23 protein-coding genes and 1 riboswitch are annotated in these 25,200 nt (G+C 37.5%); of the genes, 16 read left to right on the forward strand and 7 right to left on the reverse strand.

Translation table 11 applies throughout. From position 1 onward, the window contains the following. Positions 1 to 47 precede the first annotated feature (47 nt). From BM350_RS20260 to BM350_RS20285, 6 genes are all read left to right on the forward strand, one after another. The gene (locus tag BM350_RS20260) at positions 48 to 1,178 is read left to right on the forward strand and encodes a glycosyltransferase family 4 protein (protein ID WP_090916236.1); all 1,131 of its coding nucleotides are present in this window, start codon (positions 48 to 50) and stop codon (positions 1,176 to 1,178) included. Positions 1,179 to 1,226: 48 nt separating this feature from the next. Beyond that, positions 1,227 to 1,967 carry a WecB/TagA/CpsF family glycosyltransferase gene (locus tag BM350_RS20265; protein WP_090916235.1) on the forward strand — a complete coding sequence of 247 codons (741 nt, stop codon included), beginning with the start codon at positions 1,227 to 1,229 and terminating at the stop codon, positions 1,965 to 1,967. 226 nt (positions 1,968 to 2,193) lie between these two features. Further along, positions 2,194 to 3,393: an MFS transporter gene (locus BM350_RS20270; protein ID WP_090916233.1), complete on the forward strand. Its 1,200-nt coding sequence runs from the start codon at positions 2,194 to 2,196 to the stop codon at positions 3,391 to 3,393. Between the two features lie 155 nt (positions 3,394 to 3,548). Then, positions 3,549 to 4,265 (forward strand): LytR/AlgR family response regulator transcription factor, encoded by a 717-nt coding sequence (locus BM350_RS20275; protein WP_090916231.1) that lies wholly within the window; start codon positions 3,549 to 3,551, stop codon positions 4,263 to 4,265. A gap of 124 nt (positions 4,266 to 4,389) precedes the next feature. Continuing rightward, positions 4,390 to 6,465: a carbon starvation CstA family protein gene (locus BM350_RS20280; RefSeq protein WP_090916229.1), complete on the forward strand. Its 2,076-nt coding sequence runs from the start codon at positions 4,390 to 4,392 to the stop codon at positions 6,463 to 6,465. After that, positions 6,458 to 6,661, forward strand: a complete 204-nt coding sequence (locus BM350_RS20285; protein ID WP_090916228.1) for a YbdD/YjiX family protein — start codon at positions 6,458 to 6,460, stop codon at positions 6,659 to 6,661. Before BM350_RS20280 ends, BM350_RS20285 begins: the two co-directional genes overlap by 8 nt. 417 nt (positions 6,662 to 7,078) lie before the next feature. On the opposite strand, the gene pdxK is transcribed toward BM350_RS20285, so the two are convergent. The 3 genes from pdxK to BM350_RS20305 form a co-directional block, all read right to left on the reverse strand. After that, entirely contained in the window at positions 7,079 to 7,903 is an 825-nt protein-coding gene (gene pdxK / locus BM350_RS20290) for a pyridoxine/pyridoxal/pyridoxamine kinase (RefSeq protein ID WP_090916226.1), read from the reverse strand. Positions 7,904 to 8,147: 244 nt separating this feature from the next. After that, positions 8,148 to 9,395, reverse strand: coding sequence for a chloride channel protein (locus BM350_RS20295; protein ID WP_090916225.1), 1,248 nt, complete (start codon positions 9,393 to 9,395; stop codon positions 8,148 to 8,150). Between the two features lie 734 nt (positions 9,396 to 10,129). Continuing rightward, positions 10,130 to 10,501 carry a hotdog family protein gene (locus BM350_RS20305; RefSeq protein ID WP_090916221.1) on the reverse strand — a complete coding sequence of 124 codons (372 nt, stop codon included), beginning with the start codon at positions 10,499 to 10,501 and terminating at the stop codon, positions 10,130 to 10,132. 188 nt (positions 10,502 to 10,689) lie between these two features. Next, a riboswitch (SAM riboswitch) is annotated at positions 10,690 to 10,793 on the forward strand. Positions 10,794 to 10,885: 92 nt separating this feature from the next. Here BM350_RS20305 and BM350_RS20310 point away from each other — a divergent pair. The 5 genes from BM350_RS20310 (at position 10,886) to thrB (ending at position 16,484) form a co-directional block, all read left to right on the forward strand. Continuing rightward, a complete protein-coding gene (locus BM350_RS20310) occupies positions 10,886 to 12,178 on the forward strand; it encodes a bifunctional O-acetylhomoserine aminocarboxypropyltransferase/cysteine synthase (RefSeq protein ID WP_090916219.1) in 1,293 nt (430 codons plus the stop codon). After that, entirely contained in the window at positions 12,162 to 13,067 is a 906-nt protein-coding gene (metA, locus tag BM350_RS20315) for a homoserine O-acetyltransferase MetA (RefSeq protein ID WP_090916217.1), read from the forward strand. The genes BM350_RS20310 and metA overlap by 17 nt, the downstream gene beginning before the upstream one ends. Before the next feature lie 143 nt (positions 13,068 to 13,210). After that, positions 13,211 to 14,506, forward strand: a complete 1,296-nt coding sequence (locus BM350_RS20320; protein ID WP_090916215.1) for a homoserine dehydrogenase — start codon at positions 13,211 to 13,213, stop codon at positions 14,504 to 14,506. Next, positions 14,506 to 15,564 carry a threonine synthase gene (thrC, locus tag BM350_RS20325; RefSeq protein WP_090916213.1) on the forward strand — a complete coding sequence of 353 codons (1,059 nt, stop codon included), beginning with the start codon at positions 14,506 to 14,508 and terminating at the stop codon, positions 15,562 to 15,564. Before BM350_RS20320 ends, thrC begins: the two co-directional genes overlap by 1 nt. After that, the gene (gene thrB, locus BM350_RS20330; protein WP_090916211.1) at positions 15,561 to 16,484 is read left to right on the forward strand and encodes a homoserine kinase; all 924 of its coding nucleotides are present in this window, start codon (positions 15,561 to 15,563) and stop codon (positions 16,482 to 16,484) included. The genes thrC and thrB overlap by 4 nt, the downstream gene beginning before the upstream one ends. Before the next feature lie 3 nt (positions 16,485 to 16,487). Here the strand turns inward: thrB and BM350_RS20335 are convergent, their stop codons facing one another. Next, on the reverse strand, positions 16,488 to 17,111 hold the full coding sequence (locus BM350_RS20335) for a YczE/YyaS/YitT family protein (RefSeq protein WP_090916209.1): 624 nt from the start codon (positions 17,109 to 17,111) through the stop codon (positions 16,488 to 16,490). Positions 17,112 to 17,426: 315 nt separating this feature from the next. Here BM350_RS20335 and BM350_RS20345 point away from each other — a divergent pair, with 315 nt between their 5' ends. The 5 genes from BM350_RS20345 (at position 17,427) to BM350_RS20365 (ending at position 21,921) form a co-directional block, all read left to right on the forward strand. Then, entirely contained in the window at positions 17,427 to 18,404 is a 978-nt protein-coding gene (locus tag BM350_RS20345; RefSeq protein ID WP_090916205.1) for a LacI family DNA-binding transcriptional regulator, read from the forward strand. 111 nt (positions 18,405 to 18,515) lie between these two features. Then, entirely contained in the window at positions 18,516 to 19,325 is an 810-nt protein-coding gene (locus tag BM350_RS20350) for an SGNH/GDSL hydrolase family protein (RefSeq protein ID WP_090916203.1), read from the forward strand. Continuing rightward, a complete protein-coding gene (locus BM350_RS20355; protein ID WP_090916201.1) occupies positions 19,322 to 20,239 on the forward strand; it encodes an ABC transporter ATP-binding protein in 918 nt (305 codons plus the stop codon). The genes BM350_RS20350 and BM350_RS20355 overlap by 4 nt, the downstream gene beginning before the upstream one ends. Then, positions 20,232 to 21,224: an ABC transporter permease gene (locus tag BM350_RS20360; RefSeq protein ID WP_090916199.1), complete on the forward strand. Its 993-nt coding sequence runs from the start codon at positions 20,232 to 20,234 to the stop codon at positions 21,222 to 21,224. Before BM350_RS20355 ends, BM350_RS20360 begins: the two co-directional genes overlap by 8 nt. Before the next feature lie 19 nt (positions 21,225 to 21,243). Beyond that, entirely contained in the window at positions 21,244 to 21,921 is a 678-nt protein-coding gene (locus BM350_RS20365; protein ID WP_090916198.1) for a uracil-DNA glycosylase, read from the forward strand. Between the two features lie 44 nt (positions 21,922 to 21,965). On the opposite strand, the gene BM350_RS20370 is transcribed toward BM350_RS20365, so the two are convergent. The 3 genes from BM350_RS20370 to BM350_RS20380 all read right to left on the reverse strand — a co-directional run bounded on the left by BM350_RS20370 (position 21,966) and on the right by BM350_RS20380 (position 25,131). Next, positions 21,966 to 22,262, reverse strand: a complete 297-nt coding sequence (locus tag BM350_RS20370; RefSeq protein ID WP_090916196.1) for a DUF3817 domain-containing protein — start codon at positions 22,260 to 22,262, stop codon at positions 21,966 to 21,968. A gap of 231 nt (positions 22,263 to 22,493) precedes the next feature. Continuing rightward, complete coding sequence (locus tag BM350_RS20375) at positions 22,494 to 23,315, reverse strand: Cof-type HAD-IIB family hydrolase (protein WP_090916194.1); 822 nt, start codon at positions 23,313 to 23,315, stop codon at positions 22,494 to 22,496. A 532-nt stretch (positions 23,316 to 23,847) separates the two neighbouring features. Beyond that, a complete protein-coding gene (locus BM350_RS20380) occupies positions 23,848 to 25,131 on the reverse strand; it encodes a purine/pyrimidine permease (protein WP_090916332.1) in 1,284 nt (427 codons plus the stop codon). Between the last annotated feature and the right edge of the window lie 69 nt (positions 25,132 to 25,200).

Here is a 25,200-nt window from a genome sequence, read left to right on the forward strand (position 1 = left end):
TTTGCTATAGTAAAAAATAAGAAAATATATTTAATGGAGGAAAAAAGATGAAAGTGTTACATATGAATGCTGGAGCAGAAACAGGTGGCGGAAAAACGCATATTATTTCACTTTTGTCACAATTTCCAAAAGATGTAGTAGAATTAGCGGTATTTGAAGAAGGTGCAATAGCCAGTGAGGCGAGAGCATTAGGAATAAAAGTACATGTTTTTTCACAATCATCTCGTTATGATATATCCATTCTTTCAAAAATACGTTCTTTTATTAATAAAGAAGGTTTTGATATTGTCCATACCCACGGGGCAAGAGCCAACTTTTATCTTTCTTTATTAAGAAGAAAGATAAATGCCAAATGGGTTACAACCATTCACAGTGATCCAACATTGGATTTTATGAAACGTGGTTTAAAAGGTTGGGTTTTTACAAAGTTAAACTTGCGTTCGTTTAAGAAAGTTGATTTATTTTTTGCTATTACAGAACGTTTTAAGAGGAATACGGTAACGCTAGGTGTACCAGAAGAGAAAATTTGTACAATCTATAACGGAATTAAATATGATCGTACGCCGGCCAAGCCTTATGATGTAAAGGAGAATTTTGGTATACAAGAAGATGTATTTACAGCAATTCAAGTAGCCCGTTTACATCCTGTTAAAGGACATGAAATATTATTTGAAGCGTTGCAAAATACAAAAATTCCTAAAATTAAAGTGCTGTTACTTGGTGATGGACCAATTGAGAATGAGTTAAAAGAAACAGTGAAACAAAAAGGGTTAGAAGATAAAGTTCTATTTTTAGGACATCGTGAAGATGCAAAGAATTTATATGCCGCAGTGCATATAAATTTATTAACATCGTATAGTGAAAGTTTCCCCCTTGTTTTATTAGAAGGGGCGAATCAACGTTTAACCTCTATTGCTACAGATGTTGGCGATATGTCACAACTTATTGTTGATGACGCATATGGCTGGATTATTCCAATTGGTGATGCTGCGGCGCTTACTCGTGCATTAGAAGAGGCATATGAAAAGTGGAAAAATGGTGAATTAGTAGAGATGGGTGAGCGTTTGTATACCCATGCGTCTTCTCATTTTTCGTTACGGAATTTATATGAAAATACGTATGAAGCTTATGAGAAGGTTTTGTCTGGCAGTAATGAGTATGCAAAAATAAGAGGTTAGAATAATCAGTAGTGGAAAAAGATATTTGAAATAGAGAGGATTGTAAATATGGCAGTGCAAACAGTTGATATTTTAGGCGTGCCTTTCTCAACGATGACAATGGCAGAAACAGTTCGGTATGTAATGCAGCAGCTGGAAAGGAAGCAAGAGAATACGTTTCAAGTTGTAACGGCCAATCCTGAAATTGTGATGTGTGCCAAAAAGGATACTGCGTTTCACCAAACACTTCTTCAGGTAGACCTTATTACACCAGACGGGATTGGTGTTGTAAAGGCAAGCGGTATGCTAGGAACACCGTTAAAAGAACGTGTGGCAGGTTTTGATTTAATGTGTAATTTGTTTGAAACATTATCGCAAGAAAAGAAAGCTGTATCTGTCTTTTTACTTGGAGCAAAGCCGCACGTTATCGAAAGAGCAGCTCGAACTTTAACAGAAAGATATTCAGCGGTATCTATTGTTGGAACACAGGACGGATATTTTAAACAAGAGAAAGAAGAAGAAATTATTACACGTATTCAAGAAGTGAAGCCGGACATTTTACTGGTTGCACTTGGGTTTCCGAGACAGGAAAACTTTATTCAAAATAATAAACAGCGTTTACATGCAAAAGTAGCTGTTGGCGTTGGTGGTAGCTTTGATGTTTGGGCCGGAGAAGTAAAGCGTGCTCCAAAATGGATTCAAGCTATTCATTTAGAGTGGTTTTACCGTTTGTGCAGTAATCCAACGCGTTGGCGTCGTCAACTTGTATTAGTTGAATTTTTAAAAGATGTTGTTCGGTCGAAAAAGTAGCGAAATATCGCTGCTTTTTTCTTTTTTAAACAGCTATTTGTAGAGTCACCTTTTTACAGGGAGAATTCGTCTATTCATTGAAGAACGCCTATGTATGAGGTGTTTTTTTGTGGAAATGATAAGAGTCATATGAGTAATGATTATTCTTACGTATAAATTGTTTTACTTATACGGTATACATATGTAAAATGTGATGTAAAGACACCTGTATTGAGGAGGGCCTATAGTGGGAAAATTTAAAGAAATCTCGAATCGAAAGCTTCTCGGAATTGCTGGGCTAGGTTGGCTATTTGATGCAATGGATGTTGGGATTCTTTCATTTATTATTGCTGCTTTGCAAAAAGAGTGGCAGCTTAGTGCACAGCAGATGGGATGGATTGGTAGTATTAACTCCATCGGAATGGCAGTCGGAGCGCTCGTATTTGGGATATTAGCAGATAAAATCGGACGCAAATCTGTTTTTATTATTACATTATTATTATTTTCCGTTGGAAGCGGGTTAACGGCTTTATCAACAACATTAACCGTATTTCTTATACTTCGTTTTTGTATTGGAATGGGGCTTGGAGGAGAGCTTCCTGTTGCATCCACACTTGTATCTGAAAGTGTTGCAGCGCATGAACGTGGGAAAATCGTTGTTTTGTTAGAAAGCTTTTGGGCTGGTGGTTGGTTGATTGCTGCTCTCATTTCATATTTTATTATTCCAACATATGGTTGGCAAACAGCGATGGTTTTAAGTGCACTTCCAGCTTTTTATGCACTATATTTACGATGGAGTTTACCTGATTCACCGCAATTTCAAAAAGTAAAACAAAAACAATCTGTATTTGCAAACATAAAGGCCGTTTGGTCAGGGGAGTACAGACGGGCGACTATTATGCTTTGGATTTTATGGTTTTGTGTTGTATTTTCATATTATGGAATGTTTCTTTGGCTTCCAAGTGTATTAGTGCTAAAAGGATTTAGTTTAATTAAAAGCTTTCAATATGTATTGATTATGACATTTGCACAGCTTCCAGGTTATTTTACGGCCGCTTGGTTTATTGAACGTCTTGGCCGTAAGTTTGTGTTAATCACATACTTACTTGGAACGGCATGTAGCGCATATTTCTTTGGAGCGGCAGATTCAGTAATCACCCTAATGATTGCAGGAATGTTGCTTTCATTCTTTAATTTAGGAGCTTGGGGAGCATTGTATGCATATACACCGGAGCAGTATCCAACCGTCATTCGTGGTACAGGAGCTGGGATGGCAGCAGCATTTGGGCGCATTGGTGGTATTTTAGGGCCATTATTAATTGGTTATCTTGTAGCTACACATGCTTCTCTCTCTTATATTTTTACAATCTTTTGTATGGCCATTGTAATAGGTGTTCTTGCTGTACTTGTGCTTGGGCAGGAAACAAAACAACGAGAATTAGTATAATGAAAAGGAAGCTGTGTATAGCTTCCTTTTCATTGTTTTCTGACAAAAATATGGTATATTTGATAGAAAAATGGCTTGTAAAAAGGGATTATTTCTAAAAAAGCGAATGTATACAACAAGGCGTATGGACAAAAGGATTAGGTGGTTGGGCAGACATGAAAATTTTAATTGTAAACGAAAGAGAAGAAAACAGAGGTCAATTAATAGATTTTTTCACAGAACATGTAAACAATTTGGAATGCTTTGAAGCGAAATCGGGAATGGAATCATTGCAACTAGCGAAAAAGCATACGCCAGATTTTATTTTTTTAGATACACATTTGCCAGACGGAACAGGATTTGAAGTTGCAGGATTGCTGCGCCAATTAACATTAAGCACAAAATTTATATTCACAGGAAATAATATAAAAGATGCGATTGCATCATTTCGTTTCCATGCTTTCTATTATTTGTTGCAACCATTTGAACAGGAAGACTTGCAATTTTTACTGCATAGTATTGAGCAAGAAAAAATAAAACAAGTGAAGAATCGATTGCAAAAGCTTCCTATCGAGAGTCATGAAGGAATTTCATATATTCTTCCAGATGATATTGTATACATAAGCAAGAATAAAGAAAATAAAACAGTTTCTATTTATACAAATAATAATCAATATATTTCCACATATACATTACAAGAATTAGAAGGTAAGTTAGCGGCATATGATTTTTTACGTGTGCATAAAAGTTATCTTATTAATGTTATTTATGTGAAAGAATTAAAGCCTTATTATAACGGGACGTATAATCTATATTTGGAAAGGTATGATAATCAACCAATTCCTGTCAGCCGAAATTATGTAAAACGGCTTCGAAATAAAATTGAATTGTAGCAGGTCGTGGAAGAATTTGGTCATGTTAAATTAGGAAATATTCATCATAAGGAATATTATTTTTAATTATTCTGAAAATTTAGTACAATTCCCTCTAGGACATAACAATAGGAGGGGATTATGTTTGAAAGCATGGAAGTCTATTTTACTTTGGGGTGTGATTACGGCTTTAGGAGCAGTGGGATTTGCTGTGTTAGCTTTATCTCGCGGTGAAACCATTAATGCGGTTTGGCTACTTGTTGCTGCTGTTTCTGTATATGCTATTGCGTATCGGTTTTATAGTAAATTTATTGCAAGGAAAGTCTTTGAATTGGACGACAATCGAAAAACACCAGCAGAACTTTTGAATGATGGGAAAGATTATGTTCCAACAAATAAATGGGTTTTATTTGGACACCATTTTGCTGCAATTGCTGGAGCTGGTCCATTAGTTGGTCCCATTTTGGCTGCACAGATGGGGTATTTACCAGGAACACTTTGGATTATTGTTGGAGTTGTTTTAGCTGGAGCTGTCCAAGATTTTGTGATTTTGTTCGCATCTATGCGCCGCAACGGAAAGTCACTTGGTGAAATGATTAAGGAAGAGATTGGTCCTGTAACAGGCTTTATTGCAATGATCGGGATTTTAGGCATTATGATTATTTTATTAGCAGTATTAGCTCTTGTTGTGGTAAAAGCGCTTGTAGGAAGTCCATGGGGAATGTTTACAATTGCAGCAACCATTCCAATTGCTATTTTAATGGGTGTATATATGCGTTACATTCGCCCAGGTCATGTTGGAGAAGGTTCAGTTATCGGTATTATTTTACTTCTTTTATCGATTGTAGCAGGTCAATATGTAGCGGGAAATCCAGCGCTTGCGACTATGTTTACATTTAAAGGTGAAACAATTGCTATTATGCTAGTCATTTATGGATTTATCGCTTCTGCATTGCCTGTTTGGTTATTACTTGCACCGCGTGATTATTTAAGTACGTTTTTAAAGATTGGAACAATTGTTGGTTTAGCGATCGGTATCATAATTGTTGCGCCAAATTTACAAATGCCGGCAGTTTCAAAATTTATTGATGGAACGGGTCCGGTATTTGCAGGGAATTTATTCCCATTTTTATTTATTACAATCGCTTGCGGAGCTGTATCTGGTTTCCATGCGCTTGTTTCTTCTGGTACAACTCCAAAAATGATAGAGCGGGAAGGACATGCACAGCCGATTGGTTACGGTGCTATGCTTATGGAATCATTCGTCGCAGCAATGGCAATGATTGCAGCTTGTGTACTAACACCAGGTACATACTTTGCAATTAATAGTCCACCGGCAATCATTGGAACGGATGTAACACAGGCAGCACAAGTAATTAGTTCTTGGGGTTTTACTGTGACGCCAAATGAGTTGAAGGAACTGGCTGTAAACGTCGGAGAACAAACGATATTATCTCGTACAGGCGGGGCACCATCGTTCGCAATTGGGATGGCTCAGATTTTCTCTCAAGTAATTGGCGGAAAAGCATTAATGGCATTTTGGTATCACTTTGCAATTTTATTTGAAGCGCTCTTTATCTTAACAACGATTGATGCAGGAACGCGTGTTGGTCGGTTTATGATTCAAGATATTTTAGGGCACGTTTATAAACCATTTGCAAAAACAGATTCAATGTTTTCTAATATTGTTGCAACAACACTTTGTGTACTAGGATGGGGATATTTCTTATATCAAGGGGTAATTGACCCACTTGGCGGTATTAATACGTTATGGCCGCTCTTTGGAATCGCAAATCAAATGTTAGCTGGGATTGCATTATTACTAGGAACGACGGTTTTGTTTAAAATGGGGAAAAAGGCATACGTTTGGGTGACACTCGTGCCGACAACATGGTTACTGATTGTTACAATGACAGCAGGCTACCAAAAGTTATTTCATGAAAATCCGAAAATTGGATTCCTCTCTCATGCAAAAGTATTCCAAAGTACACTAGATAAAGGGAAACTGTTAGCACCAGCGAAAAACGTAGCACAGATGAAACAAATTATTCTTAATGATTATATTGATGCGGCACTTTGTGGAATTTTTATGCTTGTTGTGATCGCGGTACTAATATCGTCTATTAGAATATGGATACAAGTATTGAATAATAAAGCAACGCCTTTAAAAGAAGCAGCGTATGTTCCGCGTGATGAAAGCGAGGCGCAGCATTATGCTTAAAACAATCAGTAACATGTGGAGATATCGAAAACAATTTATTAGTTTGCTTGTTGGTGTACCAAGTTATGAAAAGTATGTTGCGCATATGAAACAATACCATCCAAATGAAAAAGTATTATCTCGAAAACAATTTTTTTCTGAAGCACAAGAGGCAAGATTTAATGCAAAGGGCGGTAAAGTTTCGAGATGTTGTTAGCGAGGTTATAGTGAAAAAGGGCGAGATTTCGCTCTTTTTTTGTTTGAAAGTTTCACGTGAAACATAAGTTGTAGAAAGGCCAGGTATATGTTTATACCATATAAATCCATTTTAATTTTTCGACATATAAGTCGTTATTATGCAGAATACAATATAACCTGTACCCTGCTTCCTCCTTTTGTTTTAAACTTCGCATGTGGCAGGAAAAGGCCCTGACCGCTTCTATGCAACTCGTCCTCCCCTAAAAAGAAAGGGGTTTTTAGGTCGTTTTTTTAACTTATATAGAGAGACGAACTATTTATTCATACAACGATTATTCTTTCCTTTATTTTTGTTGGGGGGTCAACTCTTAAACGATATTTTATTAAAAGAGTCATTCATAAAAAATAAAGTCACCACGTATGGCGACTTTATTTTTTATACAAGTTCTTTTCCAGCGCCAAATTTACGATATGCACCGTGATGTGTTGGCCCTACATATTCATTTAATTTGAAAGAATGAAGAATAGCAGCCGTAATAAATTCTTTTGCTACTTGAACTGCTTCTTTTACAGATTTTCCTTTAGCTAGCTCTGCTGTAATTGCAGCAGCATATGTACAACCTGCGCCATGCGTATATGTTGTTTCAATTTTTTCAGATTCTAAAATATCAAATGTTTCTCCATCGTATAATAAATCAATTGCTTTTTCTGTTCCTAGCTTGCTACCGCCTTTAATAAGTACATATTTTGTCCCTAAAGCATGGATTTTTTCAGCAGCTTGCTTCATATCTTCAAGTGAGCTAATTTTGACGCCACTCAGTTGATACGCTTCAAATAAGTTTGGTGTTACAATTAAAGCTTTTGGAACGAGTTTGTCACGTAAGCAGTCATTTGTTTCTGGATGAAGTGCTTCATCTGCGCCCTTGCATACCATAACTGGGTCTACTACTACGTTTTGTAGATTATGCTTCTCAATTGTTTCAGCAACAAGTTCAATAATTTCAACAGAGCCAAGCATACCTGTTTTTAATGCATCAACGCCAACGCCTTCAATTGTTGTTTCTAATTGTGGTTTTAATGTAGACGCAGGAATTGGGAACACGTTATGTGCCCAACCGTTATGCGGGTCCATTGTTACGATTGTTGTAAGAGCTGTCATACCGTATACACCAAGCTCTTGGAATGTTTTTAAGTCTGCTTGCATACCAGCGCCGCCGCTCGTATCCGATCCAGCAATTGTAAGTGCTTTATTTAATGACATTGTGAAAGCCCCCTCGGGTGATAGAATGAAAACTACATTTTTAATTATTATATCAATGTTATGAGGAAGTACAAAGCGAAAAAAGAAAGTAGTTAAATATGTTTTAATTAACAAAACAAGCAGTACCAACGCTTTTATAGCGGTAGTACTGCTTGTTTATTTTCTTACTGCCCGTAAAAGCCCGATTGGGCGGGCTTTCCATCAGTGGGAGATGAAAAAACTCTCCACTGATGGAAGTTTCACTTTATTTTTGTTCCATCTCCTCTTGTTTATTCTCATTATGATTAGGAAGTGGAAAAAGATTACCAATCATTGCAGCTCCAATCATTGGTAACAATAAATTAATTGGGAAGAACATAAGTAATAATAATGTAATAGCGATTGGTTTTCGTACTGCATAGCTTGAAATGGCTGTTGTCACAATAGCTACAGAAGCAACTGGGTCTAACGGTATGACAGTAGCCACAGCATATCCAATACTTGCACCAGCAAATATAATCGGAAAAATATGTCCACCACGCCAACCTGTACTTAAACAGACTGCCGTTACACATAATTTTAAAACTCCTGAAAGAAGCAGCATCCAAAATGATAATGCTGTCCATTCATGGACTAAGTCTTTTAATTGATGTTCTCCTGAAAACATTGTATAGGGTAGTAAAGTTCCAGCAATCCCTAAAAGAATGCCACCTATAATTCCCAATATGACTTTATATTCTTGAAAAGGATGAACGATTTTTTCAAATATATATTCTATCTTGAAATAAAAATAGCCTACGCCAGCTCCTATACAAATCAGAGGTAAAAAGGCAATCCATTCCTGAAGTGAAAAAGACCCTTTCCCAAAATCAACAATAAAAGATCCTCGATTATCAAACTTACTAAGTAATAAATAAACAGAAAAACCAGCAAAAGTAGTAGCGAGATATACAATAGTTTTTTTTCCTTTGGAAATTTCGTCAATTGGTTTATTCTCATTTTCACTCGGAGCTAAATAACCGAATAATGGCGCATTAAAAATAACACTTAAAGTAGCACCAATTCCAATTTCAGTTAATCCCTTCATTCCTTTTAAAGCGAAATGAAAACGATCTCCAACCCAAGTACAAAGTCCACCGATAATTCCAACAAGTGCTGCTTCCGGTCCTAAGCTTGCACCAAATATTAAAACAATAATAGCTGTTAACGTAGATTTATGTACAAAATTATACTCAATTCTACCTGTTTTTTTATATTCGCCCATTACTTCTGGCATTAAACGCGGGTATGTACCGAAGTATTTCTGTGACAGTCCGACAAGAACACCGCCAATCATTGTTATACAAATTGTATAATAAGGTGGTAATGAAAATTCTTTGGGTAAATATCCCCAAATAAAGTGAATTCCAGCATTTGTGGTAACTAAAAATAACCAGACTGTAGCACCAACTATAGAACCTAGAAACATACCGTACATGATAAGTAAAGAATGCATGCCTCTTCTAATAGTCATTTTTATGCCTCCTTTATGTTACATTCTTGTTATGAAAAATTTAGAGATTCTGATACGAGAATAATTATGCTTATATATGTTATGACAGCTCTTTTTTACATTTTTGTAAAAAGACTTACTGAAGAGTAATTTATATAAAAGATAGAGAATTACTTATAGTGTTTAATATTAAAGGATTTATATGAATTTTATTTGAAATTCAAATGAAAAATGTGCAGGAGTGCAGCAACATAGTTATTAAGTTAGGTTTTTAATCCCCATAAAGAAAAAATATCACTTTATAATAAGTGATGTGGCAACATTTGTATAAGTAGCGTTGTGAAAAATAGCATTTTCAAGGTTACCTTAATGAATTAAATATAACTCTTTCATTTTACATAGTAAGTAAGGTTTTTTAAATGTATTTTTGGTCTTTAAATAGAACATTTCCTGTATTTTTTCAAATTTATCCCGCTATTTGTGGGCAGTAAGACCTCCACCTCAAGATTCAGAGAGAAAGTATTGTCCAGTTCCAGTGGCTAGAATATTCGGTGGCTTCGCTTCTTCCTACGAGGTAAAATACACCTCTACGTCAGAAGCTCCATCCCCCTCACATTCTGGACGAGCCACTTCTACTTTTCTAAAGAAGATAGGCGGGGAAGTCAAAGGCCTGATTGGGCGGTTTTTTTAATCAGTAAGGAATGAAAAATCCCCCACTTCAAGAGGCATTGGCCGATAAGTGGGGGTAGTTCAAATTATTGACGAATAATCCCTTGGAAGGATCCTTCCAACACTTTTTTACCATTTTGATTAAAGCATTCTGCCTTTGAAACAGCAATTATTCGATCTGCTTGTTTTTCATGATGAATAAGTGTGACTTCACATCGAACAGTATCTCCGGTAAAGACTGGGCGTAAGAAAGTAAGCTCCACATCTCTTGCAATAAAATTTAAATCGCCGCCAATTTTTGTAGGTAATGTTGCAACGAGTAATCCTTGTACCATTACGCGTCCATGTTCATCTGGAACAACATGATGTTCACCAGCATCACCAGAAATTTTACTAAATAGCTCTACATCCTCTCTCGTAAATGATTTTTCAAAAGTTAAAATTTCTCCGACTTTCATGTAGCTATCGCCTCCTATTGGTTTATGAATGAGTTATCATTCATACTTTTAATTTTACAGAATATTCTTTATTTGGTAAAGTTCAGCGGTAGAGGGAATGAAATAGTTAATGAAATACTTTAGAAATATTCAGAAAAATATATTGACATGAGGAAATAGTTTCTATAAAATCATCGGTAATTGCATAAGTCTTATCAAGAATAGGTGGAGGGAACGGGCCCTATGAAACCTTGGCAACAGCCGTAAATCGGAATTGTGCCAAATCCTGCAGGTATTTCCTGAAAGATAAGAAAGGCTACATGGCGAGCGTTTATCTAAGCTGCTTCTTTCTTATTTAGGAAAGAAGCAGTTTTTTATTTTATATAAAAGAAAGGGGTTTGGGAAATGGGAGAATCATGGGGAAAAGGAACGATTTGCGTGCAAGGTGGCTATACGCCGAAAAATGGTGAACCGCGTGTTTTGCCGCTTTATCAAAGTACGACGTATAAATACGACACTTCTGACGATTTAGCGGCTCTCTTTAATTTGGAGGCAGAAGGATATATTTATACGCGTATCGGCAACCCGACACTTGCGGCATTTGAGCAGAAGTTGACAGAGTTAGAGGGCGGTGTTGGTGCGGTTGCAACCGCATCAGGGCAAGCTGCGATTATGCTAGCGGTATTAAATATTTGTAACAGCGGCGATCATTTGCTCTGCTCATCAACAGTATATGGTGGTACATTTAATTTATTTGCAGTTAGTCTTAAGAAGCTTGGGATTGAGGTTACGTTCTTTAATCCAAACTTATCTGCTGATGAAATTGTTGCCCTCGCAAATGAGAAAACAAAGCTTGTGTATGCGGAATCGCTTGGAAATCCTGCGATGAATGTACTGAATTTTAAAGAGTTTTCTGATGCGGCAAAAGAGCTTGGAATACCGTTTATTGTGGATAATACGTTAGCGACACCGTATTTATGTCATGCATTTGAACATGGTGCAAACATTGTTGTTCATTCTACAACGAAATATATTGATGGTCATGCAAGCTCACTTGGCGGCATTGTCATTGATGGAGGAAATTTCGATTGGAGTAAATTTCCTGAATTTGTTGAACCAGATCCGAGCTATCATGGTGTGAGCTATGTGAAAAAGTTCGGGCAAGCAGCATACATTGTGAAAGCTCGTGTACAGTTATTAAGAGACTATGGAAATTGTATGAGCCCATTCAATGCGTACATGAGCAATATTGGCTTAGAAACGTTGCATCTTCGTATGGAGCGTCATAGTCACAATGCATTAGCTGTTGCACAGTGGTTATCGCAGCATGAGCGCGTTGATTGGGTCAATTATCCTGGACTTCAAAATAATGAAAATTATGCATTGGCGCAAAAATATTTACCGAAAGGTGCGAGTGGTGTTTTGACATTTGGAGTAAAAGGAGGTCTTGAATCTGCTAAACAGTTTATTAAAGATGTGAAGCTTGCCACATTGGTGACGCATGTTGCAGATGTAAGAACTTGTGTCATTCACCCTGCAAGCACAACGCATCGTCAGCTTACAGAAGAGCAGCAGTGTTTAGCAGGTGTAACGCCTGATTTAATTCGATTATCGGTTGGTATTGAAGATGCGGCGGATATTATTGCTGATTTAAAAGCAGCACTTTCTGGAGGAAAACAGTATGCCGATCATCATTGATAAAGATTTACCAACTCGTAAAGTATTACAAAATGAAAATATTTTTGTGATGACGAAAGAGCGAGCAGAAACGCAAGATATTCGTGCCTTGAAGATTGCTATTTTAAATTTAATGCCAACAAAACAAGAAACAGAAACGCATTTGCTTCGTTTAATTGGAAATACACCGCTTCAACTCGATGTCCATTTACTTCATATGGGGTCCCATACATCAAGAAATGTAACTCAGGAGCATTTAACAAGCTTTTATAAGACATTTCATGATATTGAAGGAGAAAAATTTGACGGGCTCATCATTACGGGTGCTCCGGTTGAAACACTTCCTTTCGAAGAGATAGATTATTGGGAAGAACTGGAGAAAATTATGGCTTATTCGAAGACACATGTTACATCAACGCTTCATATTTGCTGGGGGGCACAAGCTGGATTGTATTATCACTACGGCGTTCCGAAATATTTGCTAGAGCAAAAGATGTTTGGGGTATTTGAGCATGAAGTGCAGCAGGAGCATGTGAAATTATTACGCGGTTTTGATGAAAGCTTTTTTGCACCGCATTCTCGTTATACAGAAGTCCGTGCATCTGATATTCAAAAAGTAGAGGAGCTTGATTTGTTAGCGACATCTGAAGAAGCCGGTGTGCATATCGTTATGAATAAAGATGGAAAGCATATTTTTGTTCTTGGTCATAGTGAATACAGCTGTGAGACATTAAAGCAAGAATACGAGCGTGATCAGCAAAGAGGACTGGATATTCCTATTCCCAAAAACTATTTTAAACATGACGATCCTCTAGAAAAACCAGTAGTAAAGTGGCGTAGCCATGGAAATTTACTATTCTCAAATTGGTTGAATTACTATGTGTATCAGGAAACCCCGTATATTTTGTAAAGGAAGATGTGCATAACACTTGGTAACGTTTTCTTTGTAAAGAACAATCTTTATTATTCAGAATGTTCTAAATACATTGTTTTTTGCGATTTTACCTTATATAATGGCACCTAAATACAATTTTTAGAGGGGTGGACAGTACTATGAACGAAATTCAAGTCGGCCTATTAGGTCTTGGAACTGTAGGAAGCGGCGTGGTGCGCATTATTGAAGATCATCAAGATCGTTTAGCGCACCAAATCGGTTGTCCTGTCAAAGTGGCAAAAGTATTAGTACAAAATTTAGAAAAAGAACGAGAGGTCCAAGTAACCCCTACATTATTAACGAAAAATCCCAATGAAATTATAAATAATCCAGATGTTGATGTTGTGATTGAAGTGATGGGCGGTATAGAAGATGCAAAAGCATATATTTTACAATCCCTGCAAAACGGTAAGCACATTGTCACAGCAAATAAAGATTTAATGGCACTTCACGGTGCAGAACTTCTTACTGTAGCAAAAGAAAATCAAGCAGATTTGTTTTATGAAGCAAGTGTAGCCGGTGGTATTCCAATTCTACGAAGCATTGTGGAGGGCCTTTCTTCTGATCGGATTACGAAAATGATGGGCATTGTGAACGGAACAACAAATTTTATTTTGACAAAAATGTCTGACGAAGGGAGAGCGTATGACGACGTGTTAAATGAAGCGCAGCAGCTTGGATTTGCAGAAGCAGATCCAACATCGGATGTTGAAGGTTTAGATGCGGCACGAAAGATGACAATCTTAGCGACACTTGGATTTTCTACGAATGTAGAACTTCATGATGTGAATGTAAAAGGAATTACATCTATTACGGAGGAGGACATTACGTATAGTAAGAGTCTAGGCTATACAATTAAGTTAATCGGTGTAGCTAAGCGTGATGGTGAAAAATTAGAGGTAACGGTAGAACCAACATTGTTACCAAATACACACCCGCTTGCAGCTGTTCAAAACGAATATAATGCAGTATATGTATATGGTGAAGCGGTAGGAGAAACAATGTTTTACGGACCAGGTGCGGGAAGTTTGCCAACAGCAACAGCTGTTGTATCTGATTTAGTAGCGGTTATGAAAAATGTACGCCTTGGTGTAACAGGAAATAGTGCAGTAACCCCGCAATATGAGAAAGTATTAAAAGCAGAAGACGAAATTTACGTGAAGAAGTTTCTACGCCTGCATGTAAAGGATGAAGTAGGGGTGTTTGCGAAAATTACATCGCTATTCTCTGAACGCGGCGTAAGCTTTGAAAAGATTATTCAAATGCCATTACAAAAGAAAGGAGCAGCTGAGATTGTTATTGTTACACACCGTGCATCCCTTGCAGATTATACGTACATTCTAGAAACACTAGAGACGTATGAAGAAGTAGATTGTGTGAAAGCAAACTACCGTATTGAAGGAGATGCTCGCTAATGTGGAACGGATTACTTGCTGCTTATAAAGAATACTTACCGATTACTGAGCAAACACCGTCGCTTTCACTATCAGAAGGAAATACACCACTGATTTTATTAGAGAACCTTTCAGAAAAATGGGGTGTTTCTGTTTACGCGAAAGTAGAAGGTGCAAACCCGACGGGTTCTTTTAAAGATCGCGGGATGGTTATGGCTGTAGCAAAAGCAAAGGAAGCTGGCAGCAAAACGGTTATTTGCGCTTCAACAGGAAATACATCTGCGTCGGCAGCTGCTTATGCAGCGCGCGCAGGTTTATCTTGCATTGTTATGATTCCAAATGGAAAAATCGCTTACGGCAAGTTAGCGCAGGCAGTCATGTACGGGGCTGAAATTATTAGTATTGATGGGAACTTTGATCATGCCTTACAGATGGTACGAAAGCTTAGCGACGCAGCGCCGATTATCCTAGTGAATTCAGTGAATCCATATCGCATTGAAGGACAAAAAACAGCAGCATTTGAAGTTTGTGATGCACTTGGAAAAGCGCCTGATATTTTAGCCATTCCAGTTGGAAATGCGGGGAATATTACAGCGTATTGGAAAGGTTTTATAGAATATAACGATAAGCATGGAACAGGATTACCAGAAATGCGAGGTTTCGAAGCGGAAGGATCGGCGGCGATTGTGCGTGGATATAAAATTGAGAAGCCGGAGACAGTTGCTACTGCAATACGTATTGGGAATCCGGCAAGCTGGGATAAAGCCGTCGCTGCTGCACATGACTCAAATGGGAAAATTGATGAGGTAACAGATGCAGAAATTCTTCAGGCATATGAATGGCTTGCTAAGTATGAAGGAATTTTTGCGGAGCCTGCTTCTTGTGCATCGCTTGCTGGAATTTACAAGCAAGTACAAACAGGAGAAATAACAACAGGAAGTAGCATTGTTGCTGTTTTAACAGGAAATGGTTTAAAGGACCCTAACATTGCAATTGATACGAAAAAAATTCAGCCACTTGTGTTGCCAAATGATGAAAAGAGTGTGTTTGAGCATATTCAAGGAGCTGTCCTTCGATGAAGGCGGCTCCTATGTTTACAATTCGTGTGCCAGCTAGTACAGCAAATCTTGGGCCAGGCTTTGATTCAATTGGTCTTGCGGTAAGTAAATATTTAACGGTAGATGTATGTTCACATTCTAGCTGGGAGTGTACGGCAAAAACAACGATTCTTCAAGGGATTCCAAAAGATGAGAAGAATTTACTCATTCACACAGCGCGCCAGGCAGCTGTTCGTTATAATAAGGAACTTCCTTATTGTCATCTTCATCTAGACAGTGATATTCCATTAGCGCGCGGACTTGGAAGTAGTGCCTCGGCAATTATTGCGGGGATTGAACTTGCGAATCAGCTTTGTGAATTACGTTTATCTAGAAGAGAAAAGCTATTGATTGCAACGGAAATCGAAGGACATATCGATAATGTTGGAGCAGCATTATATGGCGGACTTATGATAGGAACATATGATGGAAAAGATATTTCATTTTTGTCACAACCTATTTATGATATAGAACTTGTAGCGGTTATTCCTTCATATGAACTAAAAACAGTTCATTCGAGGGACGTGCTTCCGAGGACGTTACAGTATATGGATGGCATTCGCGGCAGCGGTGTTGCCAATGTACTTGTAGCGGCTTTATGTAAAGAGGACTGGGTGCTTGCGGGTGAAATGATGAAACAGGATATGTTTCATGAACCATACCGGAAAGAGCTCGTACCAGAACTGCAAAAGCTTCAAGAATTAGAACATGAAAATTTATATGGTGTTTCTTTAAGCGGCGCTGGGCCAACTGTGCTTTGTTATGTGAAAAAAGGAAGTGCTGAAGAAGTAAGGGTATGGCTGCAATCGATTTTCAGCCATTGCGTAGTAGAAAAGCTTCAAGTTGTGAACGAAGGGGTTCATATTATATATGAACAACAAAAGCCCATTGAAAGTATATAACTTTCAATGGGCTTCTTGCGTACGACAACTTTGTAATGCTTTTGTACCAACTTGAATAAATGTTTGAATGAGCCAGCCAGTTGTAAAAGAGAGAATAATGGTGCCGAAATAAATAGGACCATTTAGCATGAAACTAGCAGTTAGAAATAAACAAGCTAGAGAAATTTCAGTTTTTTGAAAGGACCATTTTGTTTTTTCCGAGATTGTTAATACAAATGCTTCTTGCGGTGCAGTCCCAAGCTGTGATGAAACATAGATACCAATACCTGCGCCGACAGATACATTTCCGCATATGAGTGTTATATACTTTGGAAGAGCTCGAATGCCATCCATTATAACTGTAACTGAGCCAATCATATCAACAAAAACAGAGATTAGCACCATCGTCACGATTGTCCCAATTGTAATACGCTTTCGATTCATACACAGTACGATAAGAGTAAAAATCAAATTAATAATAAACATCCAAGAGCCGATGCTTAAACCAAAGTTTTGATATAAAGCAATGAAAAGGGAATCATATGGGCTAAGGCCAAATGAAGTAATGGTTGTCATCATATTGATTCCGAGAGAAAGTAATAGTAATCCACCTATGAAAAAGATATGCTCTAATTTTAAGGTCATAATAAAATATCAATCCTTTCTTATTTATATTTACAAGTTAAAAAACGACATAAAAACCCCTTTCTTTTTAGGTGGACGAGAGTATCTGGCTGCGCATAGAAACGGTCAAGGCCTTTTCCTGCCACATGCAAGGTTTAAAACAAAAGGAGAAAGCAAGTAGCGGTCATGTTATATTCTGCATAGCCGCGACTTATATGTCGAAAATTTAAAATGGATATATAGTCTGCTAGCACAGGATATAATGTGGAAAGCTTACCAGGTCAAGGGGCATTTCTAAATTTTTTTGTATGCGGTAATATGGGAGAAGGAGGTGTTATGATGTCAAATATAAAAAAAATCGCAGAAATGGCAGGGGTTTCGATTTCTACTGTTTCTCGCGTTTTAAATAATCATCCTTATGTAAATGAACAGAAACGAAAAGAGATATTAGCCATTATTGAAAAGTTAAATTACACGCAAAATTCAAATGCGATTCATTTAGTACGTGGAAGAACCAATGCGATTGGTGTGCTTCTCCCGTTCGTCAATAATCAGTATTACAGCGCCATTATAGAAGGTATTTCAAGAGAGGCTGCAAAGCATAATTACAATATGATGCTCTGTCAAACGGGTTATAACACTGATAAAGAGATAGAAGTTTTGAATATGTTAAAGATGAAAAAATTGGACGGGGTTATTATATGTTCGAAAATAAATGCTTGTGAGGAGATTGAAAAGTACGCAACATTTGGCCCGGTTGTGACGTGTGAAGATACGATATCCAATACAATTTCTAGTATTCATATTGATCACTACAAAACGTTTGCTTTAGGAATGGAGTATTTAATAGAAAAGGGACATACACAAATCGGTTACTGCATTGGACGAAGTGATAGTTTTAATAGCCAAAATCGAAAAAGAGCTTACGCAGATGCCTTATCATCTATTTACGTTACGCCGCGAGAAGAGTGGCAATTTGTAGACTGTTTTACAGTAGAAGATGGGGCTCGGATTGTTCAATCATTACTTCGTATGAAAGAGCGTTTAACAGCTCTTCTTGTGTCTTGTAATCATATTGCAGCTGGGATTGTAACAGCTGCTCAAAAAAGCGGTCTTTCCATTCCAGAGGATCTCACAATTATTGGGTGCGATGATCAGCAGGTTGCAGAAATATTAGATATTACAACCATTGCTCATTCAAGCGTGGAAGTTGGTGCAGGTGCATTTACAATTTTGCACGACCAAATTATGAATAGAGAAGCAGAAGTAAAACGAATTGAGTTATTTGCGAAGTTAACGGAAAGACTGACAACATAAACGAAAAGCACAATCTTAATTAAAATGATTGTGCTTTTGTCATAAGAGAATGAAAATCGCTTTTCAAATTTCCGTTTGGTATAATATGGTCAATCTATAAGGGGGGGTAGCATGAGACCGAAATTTGTGAAAGTTATTTTATTCGTTGCACTAGCATCTTTTTGTTTATTTGCATACGGATTTATTACTAGTGTGAGTGATGTTTTAAATCCGAAAACTTCTAAGCTAACTCCTACCGTGCAAAAAGAAGCTAAAGGGAAACAACAAAAGGAAACATTGCAAGTTGTTAGTTTAGGTGATTCGTTAACACGTGGTGTTGGAGATAAAGAAGGTATTGGATATATTGGACGGATGAAGAATGAACTGCAAACAAAATACAAACAAAAGGTAGCGCTCACAAACTTGGCGGTGAGCGGTGCGAAAATGCCAGATTTATTAAAACAAATGGAAAGCAGCGGTGCCGGGTATGCAATTAAGCAAGCTGATGTGCTTGTTTTGACAATTGGCGGAAATGATTTATTTCCAGGATGGGAATCACTTGGAAACTTAGATTTAACGACATATCGTCCTGATACCGCAACATTTCAAGCTAATGCAAAGAAAATTTTGGAACAATTAAGGAGTTTAAATCCAAACAGTCCGATTTTTTGGATTGGCTTGTATAATCCATTTGAAGATGTAGAAGAGTTAAAAGGCTCGTCTCCAATTGTTGTCGATTGGAACGGATCATTAGAAAAGCTTGCGCTTAGTTATGCAAATGTATACGTTGTTCCAACGTTTGATATGTTCCAAAATCGCGGTAAGGATTTATTATATTCTGATCACTTCCACCCGAATGAAACTGGCTATACATTGATAGCAGATCGTTTATTACAAAACGTTGTTAGTCAGTTAGAACTAGCTGGAGGTGAGAAAAAATGACGATGGTCCTATCTGTCCGGAATTTAAAGAAGGTTATTAAGAAAAAAACGCTCGTTGAAGATGTATCATTTGATATACAGCAAGGAGAAGTATTTGGATTTTTAGGACCAAATGGAGCAGGGAAGACAACGACGATTCGGATGCTTGTTGGTCTCATTACAGCAACAGAGGGAAGTATTTCAATTGGTGGTTATGACATAAAAGAAAATTTTCGCGGTGCGATGCGACAAATTGGAAGCATTGTTGAAAACCCTGAATTGTATACATACTTAACGGGATTTGAAAATTTAAAGCAATTTGCCCGTATGTTAGGGGGAATTTCCGATGAGCGGATTATGGAAATTGTCAAAATGGTACATCTTGATGAACGCATTCACGATAAAGTGAAAACATATTCACTTGGGATGAAGCAACGTCTTGGGATTGCACAAGCTCTTCTTGGCAGTCCGAAACTCCTTATATTAGATGAGCCGACAAATGGTCTTGATCCGGCTGGCATTCGAGAACTTCGTGAATTTGTGCATACACTTGTGAAGGAAGAAAACATGAGCGTATTTATTTCCAGCCATTTATTAAGTGAAGTACAAATGATTTGTGACCGCGTGGCGATTATTAATAAAGGAAAAGTAATTACGGTAGCAAGAGTTGAAGAGTTAGTGAAACAAGCAAGCGACCGCGTGGAGTGGGTTGTGACGCCGCTTGATAAAGCGAAAGCGTTGCTTGAAGAGTCGGGTGAAGTGACAGAACTTGTCGTAGAAGAAGGACGACTATTATGCCGCATGAGTCAAGAACGTGTAAGTTTTTATAATAAGCAGTTAGTTGAGCACGCTGTAGACGTTCATAGTGTAAAACAAGTTGTATTTACATTGGAAGATTTGTTTATGGAACTGACAAAGGGGGAGCAACATGAGTGAATTTGCGAACCTCGTCTATAATGAGGCGGAGAAAATATATCGAAAGAAACGTATTGTAGTAGTCATGCTCATTTTGGCGATTTTAATTCCGATTTTTGTTTATGCACAGTACCGAGAAGTACAGACGACTGTAAAGCGTCTTGGTACGAGTGATTGGAAGGTATCCTTACAGCAGCAAATCGTTGATTCACAAAACCGTTTAAATAATTCGCGTCTTCCCGAAGAATGGAAATCGTGGTTAAAGATAAGAGTGCAGCAGCAACAATATTATTTAGATCACAATATTAATCCAAGTGCGCCAGGAGCCCCGACATTTGTACGTATGTTTATTGAACAAGGAATTACGTTATTTATCCCGCTCCTTATCATGATTGTAGCCATTGATATTGTATCGGGAGAGCGGAGCGATGGCACGATGAAAATGCTTCTTACTCGGCCGATTCGGCGCTGGAAAATTCTTTTAAGTAAATATGTGACGATGGTGCTGTTTATTTCATTTATTTTGTTGCTTGCCTCTGTTCTTTCCTATGTGTTATCAGGCATTGTATTTGGTTATGCTGGGTGGAATTTGCCGGTGTTGACAGGGTTTATTACGGAGAAAGAGACGTTAAACACAAGTTTTGTTCATCTTATTCCGCAGTGGCAATACATTGTTATGGCTTACGGACTTGCTTGGTTTGTAGCAATTGTTGTTGGCACAATCTCATTTATGGTTTCAGTACTGATTCGCAATACACCAGCTGGTATGGGAATTATGCTGGCAGCGTTAATTGCTGGAGGTATCTTAAATAATTTTGCAACGTCCTGGGAAGGTGCAAAATATATTTTTAGTGTCAATTTATCGTTAACGGATTATTTATCAGGACAGTTACCAGCGCTGCAAGGATTGTCGATGAGTTTTTCGTTAATGAATCTCACGATATGGGCAGCTGTATCACTCATTATTGCTTTTGCAGTATTTACAAAACAAGACATGGTGAATTAATACGATAGGAAGTGAAAGAATGGAACAATTACTAAAGAATGATTGGGCACCACTATTAGCACCTGAATTTGAAAAACCATATTATCAACAATTACAATCATTTTTAAAAGAAGAGTATCATACACATGTTGTGTATCCAAAGCAGGAAGATGTTTTTAATGCTTTGCGTTATACAGGCTATCAAGATACAAAGGTACTTATTTTAGGACAGGATCCATATCATGGACCAAATCAAGCGCATGGTTTAAGTTTTTCGGTGCAACCTGGTGTACGCACGCCGCCGTCATTGCAAAATATGTACAAAGAGCTGCAGGATGATCTTGGCTATCCAATTCCGAATAACGGTTATTTAGTAAAATGGGCAGAGCAAGGTGTTCTTTTATTAAATACTGTATTAACGGTGCGTCAAGGAGAGGCTAATTCTCACAAAGGAAAAGGGTGGGAAGTTTTCACGGATCGTATTATTGAGTTGTTAAATGAACGGGAAAAACCAGTTATCTTTGTATTATGGGGGCGTCCTGCACAGGCGAAGAAGAAGCTTATTACAAATCCTAATCATCATATTATTGAATCTGTTCATCCAAGTCCATTATCAGCACGCCGAGGATTCTTTGGCAGCAAACCATTTTCAAAAATAAATCATTTCTTAGCGAATAATGGAAAACAGGAGATTGATTGGCAAATTCCGAATCTATGAATTGTATGCAAAAACAGACCACTACAGGTGTAGCGGTCTGTTTTTTATTTATTCTCTTCTTGTTTTAATTTTGCATCTAGTACGAACGTACCAAATGGAATAACAGATGCAACAAGCGCACCAAACGCCCATGACTTTGACTTATTATGAATCATAGTTACTTGAATAACAGCGAAGATGAATAGTATAAACAGGACACCGTGTGCCATACCTGCTACAGTAACGGCTTTTGAAAAGCCTGCAAAATACTTCAGCGGCATTGCAATGAATAGAAGGATTAGAAAAGAAATCCCTTCAAGTAATCCAATGACTCTTAAACGTCCAATCGGTGTTGATAACATAAAATGGCCTCCTTAATTATGTAAGCTTGTATATGATAAATTTGTATTCCTTTTGTAAATAAAATAGCCTAGTTTATTTCATTATAATCAAAAATGAACTTTACACTATGGTAATAGTGCAAAGTTCAAAATATCTTCACAAGCTGATACATATAAAAAATAAATCGCGCCTAAGTATTTGACTCGGGCGCGATTTTATGAATGATTGTTCTCTTCAATGTAAAAATTGTTCTATACCAGTACTTCGCTGTTCAAAACAAATTGTTCTACGACTTTTGCAACACCATCATTCATGTTTGTATCTGTTACATGATTCGCAATTGCTTTAATATCATCAGGTGCATTGCCCATTGCAACGCCAAGGCCGGCAAATTCAATCATAGCCTGGTCATTATAACTATCGCCCATCGCAATTACTTCTTCGCGTGTAATACCAAGTTTTTGGATGAGTTGGTGTAAGCTTGTTCCTTTTGTTACACCATATTCTGTGAATTCTAAGAAGAATGGCTTAGAACGCATAACACTTAGTTGTCCTTCAAATTCTTGTTGCAATTTCTTTTCAACTTCTGCAAGACGTTCAGGTGCCTTCATCATTAATACTTTTACAACAGGTTCTTTCACTGCACTTACAAAATTATTAACCTCTATAATTGGCATACCTGTAATATGACCTTCAACTTCTGTATATTCATTATTCTCCTCTGTCACAATATCATCGCCAATGTACGTATGAATCCAAACATCTTCGTTTTGACTTGTTTTATATAAATTATGAACAATTTCAGGTGATAATGTGCTGCTAAATAATTCTTCTTTTGTTTTACAATTAATGATTTTTGCGCCGTTAAACGATAAAATGAAGCTGCCGTATTCTTCTAACTTCAGTTCTTTTGCAATTGGCCACATCGCAAATGTTGGACGGCCAGAAGCTAGAACAACTTTTACACCGTGCTCTTGGGCGTTCATTAGGGCTTCTTTTGTACGCGGTGAAATCGTATGATCATCGCGAAGTAATGTATCATCTAAATCTAGTACAATCATTTTATAAGACATTTGGTTAATCCTTCCTTACTATGAATTTATAATATGAAATAAATCGTAAGACATCGAACCTCTCCGAAGATGGAATCGATTCTACATATAAGCAAGTTAAAAAACGACATAACCCCCCTTCTTTTTAGGGAGACGAGAGCATTTAGCCACGCATAGAAATGGTCATGGCCTTTTCCTGCCACATGCTAGGTTTAAAAAACAAAAGGAGGAATCGAGTACAGGTCATGTTATATTCTGCGTAGCAGCGATTTATATGTCGAAAAATTAAAATGGATATATATGTTTCTATTATCGTAACAATTCTTAAAATAGACTGCAACGCTTGAAGTTTGCCAATTTTGTTTACGTTTTGTGTCGATTAGTTAAACTTCCATAAATAGGAAAAAATTACTACTTATGAAAGTTTCGCCTTATCCCGCCCAAACAGTCGGTAAGAGGTTAAGCAAAGGAGCGAGAAGCAAACCGTCTGTAAGGACCCGATTGGTTCAACTAATCCTCAACGAGAAATCCGTTCGTTGAGGAAATTTTCACTTTACCCTGCTTGTCTGTCTGGTGAACGAGAGAATAATATTTCTAGTATAATCGCCATTACAGAGCCAAGTACAAGGCCGTTGCTTAAGAAGGATGCAAGGAATGGCGGCAGTGAAGAAAAGGCTCCTGATGGGATGAACATGACGCCAATTCCGGTAAAGAGAGCGAGGCCCGCAACTTTGAATAAGCGTTCTTTATCTTTCACAGTTTCATATTCTCGAAAAGCTAACCCAATCATACTTGCAAATACCGGATAAATAGCTGCATAGCCAACTGCTACTGGAATTGCTGCAATGAATGAAGTAACCTTTGGAAATAGGCTCATAAGAATAATAAAGGACGAACCAAGAATAAACGGTAATCGTTTGTAAATGCTCGTTGTCGCAATAAAGCCGGCTGATCCAGAAATAGCAACAGGCCCAATTGCTGAAAATAGACCGCCAAGGAGCTGATTAATACCAGTTATCATTCCAGCTTGTTTAAATCGATTTTGCGGTGCAACGTCTTCGTATTTCGAAACTACTTGTTGAACAACGCGAATACTTGCTAACATATTAGTTAGTAGTAATAACGTAACGAAGAAAATAGTAATAACCATATTCCATTCTAAGCGAGGTGTGCCAAATACAAAGATAGATGGTATGCGGATAATATCTGTTACAGGTGTAATTGGGTTTGATAGACCGAAACATGCAAATAAAACCCACCCAACTACAATACTGCATAGTACAGAATATTGACCGATAATAGGTAGTTTCATGATAAAGAAAGATAAAACAATAATGATAAGAGAAAGAATAAAGACTTTCCCTTGAACAGCTGTATGCTGTTCGTTAAGCCCAAACATGCCTTTTAAAAATGATCCACTTAGCTGTGCGACGAGTAAAAATAAGTAGGTTCCAATAACAGTGGGTGTAAAATAGCGGACAAGTTTATCAATAAGTCCAAATGTACTAAGAAGAATGCAAATAATACCACTTAATAAGAAGGAATATTGCAGTACACGAAGCGTTTCACTGTTTGAACCAAATAATACAACGCCTAAGCTTGCATACAAGGAAAAGATGCCCCACCAAAGTCCTGCAGGTCCTTCTTGAATTGGCAAGCGGTGACCAAAGAAAGCTTGTAAAATACCTGCAAATCCAAGAACAAATAATGTTCGTTGGACGAATGCGATTGCTTCTGCGCCTTCCAGTCCGTAGTTAGCGGCGACACTAATTGGAACGATTAGGCTGCCGGCCAAAATAAATAATGCCCATTGCAGGGCAGAAAGAAATGTTTTCATCATATATCAACCTCTTTCTTGTATTCCATTTCTAGTATATATGTATTTGATTTGTTGTGGCAAAAATTG

The organism is Bacillus sp. 103mf, from assembly GCF_900116295.1.
Lineage (GTDB): Bacteria > Bacillota > Bacilli > Bacillales > Bacillaceae_G > Bacillus_A > Bacillus_A bruguierae.